At 70.4% G+C, this 1635-nt stretch carries 2 protein-coding genes; one reads left to right on the top strand and one right to left on the bottom strand.

Annotation, left to right across the window (positions count from 1 at the left end; all coding sequences use genetic code 11):
* Positions 1–170 precede the first annotated feature (170 nt).
* The gene (locus AOK17_RS47515) at positions 171–653 is read left to right on the top strand and encodes a GNAT family N-acetyltransferase (protein ID WP_055618820.1); all 483 of its coding nucleotides are present in this window, start codon (positions 171–173) and stop codon (positions 651–653) included.
* 3 nt (positions 654–656) lie between these two features.
* Here the strand turns inward: AOK17_RS47515 and AOK17_RS47510 are convergent.
* Positions 657–1635, bottom strand: a 979-nt coding sequence (locus tag AOK17_RS47510) for a zinc-binding dehydrogenase (protein WP_063997403.1), incomplete at its 5' end; no start/stop codon positions are given.

Here is a 1635-nt window from a genome sequence, read left to right as displayed (position 1 = left end):
AGATGTGTATAGGGGACAGGGTTGCGATTGCGCGGGGGTTGCTCGGGCGTTGAGGGCGGGGGCGGCTTGGGCTTTCGGGTCGGGCGAAGAGGGGGCGCTCGCGCGTTGACTCCGGCCGGCCGCCTGGATATTGGCTCTGGTCGACAGCAGCGCCGTCGTAGCCTGCCCGCATGATTCGTATCGCGACTCCCGCAGATGTGCCCGTGATCCACTCCATGGTCCGTGAACTGGCCGAGTACGAGAAGGCGTTGGAGGAGGCCAGGGCCACCGAGGAGCAGTTGCGCGAGGCGCTCTTCGGGGAGCGGCCGGCCGCGTTCGCGCACATCGCGGAGTCGGCGGACGGCGAGCCCGTCGGGTTCTCGCTGTGGTTCCTCAACTTCTCGACCTGGCGCGGCGTGCACGGGATCTACCTGGAGGACCTGTACGTACGGCCGCAGGCGCGGGGCGGTGGGTACGGGAAGGCGCTGCTCGGGGAGCTGGCACGGATCTGTGTGGAGCGGGGGTACGAGCGGCTGGAATGGTCCGTGCTCAACTGGAACAGGCCGTCCATCGACTTCTACGAGGCGTTGGGGGCCCGGCCGCAGGACGAGTGGACGGTGTATCGGCTCACGGACGGGGCGCTTGCTGCGGTGGGGCGGGGTGGCGGGGGCTGAGAGTTACGGTTCCAGGACTACCTTGCCGATGGTGTTCCGGGTTTCCAGGGCGCTGTGTGCGGCTGCCGCCTGTGAGAGCGGGAAGCGTTGGACGGCCGGGGTGAGGCGGCCCTCGGCGGCCTCGGTGAGGGCGCGGAGTTCCAGGGTGCGGATGGGGTTGGGGCCGCCCGTCTTCTGCATCATCACCGGGCCGAGGACCGATTCGGATACTCCCTCGACGAGGTACGGGGTGCCGTCGTGCAGGCCGGCTCCGGACCAGCCGAAGACCAGGTGTTTGGCGTCGGAAGCCGTCAGTAGCTCCACCGACTTGCGGGCCGTGTCGCCGCCTACGCCGTCGAAGACGATCGTGGCCCTGCGGTCGCCGAGGAAGTGCCTCACCTGGTCCGGCCAGTTCGGGTCCTTGTAGTCGACGGCCAGGTCCGCGCCGTTCTTCTCGACCCGTGCCACCTTCTCGGGGCCACCCGCCAGGCCGATCACCGTGGCGCCCGCGTGCTTCGCGTACTGCACGAGGAGGGTGCCGATGCCGCCCGCCGCGGCGGGGACGACGGCCACGGAGTCGGGGGTCAGGTCGGCGAACTGGAGGATCCCCATCGTCGTACGGCCCGTGCCGATCATCGCGACTGCCTCTGCGAAGTCCAGGTTCGCGGGGATCTCGTGGATCCGGTCCACGTCCGTGACGGCCAGTTCGGCGTAGCCGCCCGGGTTGAAGCCCAGGTGGGCCACCACGCGTTTGCCCAGCCACAGGGCGGCGACGCCCTCGCCGAGGGACTCGACCGTGCCGGCGACCTCCCGGCCGGGGATCGTGGGAAGCACGGGCAGTTCCGGGAGCGGGCCCTTGATGCCCGCCCGGATCGCCGTGTCCAGGAGGTGTACGCCCGCGGCGGCGACCTGGATACGGACCTGGCCGGGGGCGGGGCGGGGGGCGGCCGTTCGCTCGTACGTGAGGTTTTCGGCGGGGCCGAAGGTGTGGAGGCGGATGGCT

This window comes from Streptomyces phaeochromogenes, from assembly GCF_001418655.1.
GTDB lineage: Bacteria > Actinomycetota > Actinomycetes > Streptomycetales > Streptomycetaceae > Streptomyces > Streptomyces phaeochromogenes.
Note: the sequence above shows the minus strand (reverse complement) of the source record. Positions and strands in the feature narration are given on the sequence as shown.

Excerpts from the sequence above, each read along its gene's own strand:
- AOK17_RS47515 (WP_055618820.1), top strand. The coding sequence starts at position 171 with ATGATTCGTATCGCGACTCCCGCAGATGTGCCCGTGATCCACTCCATG.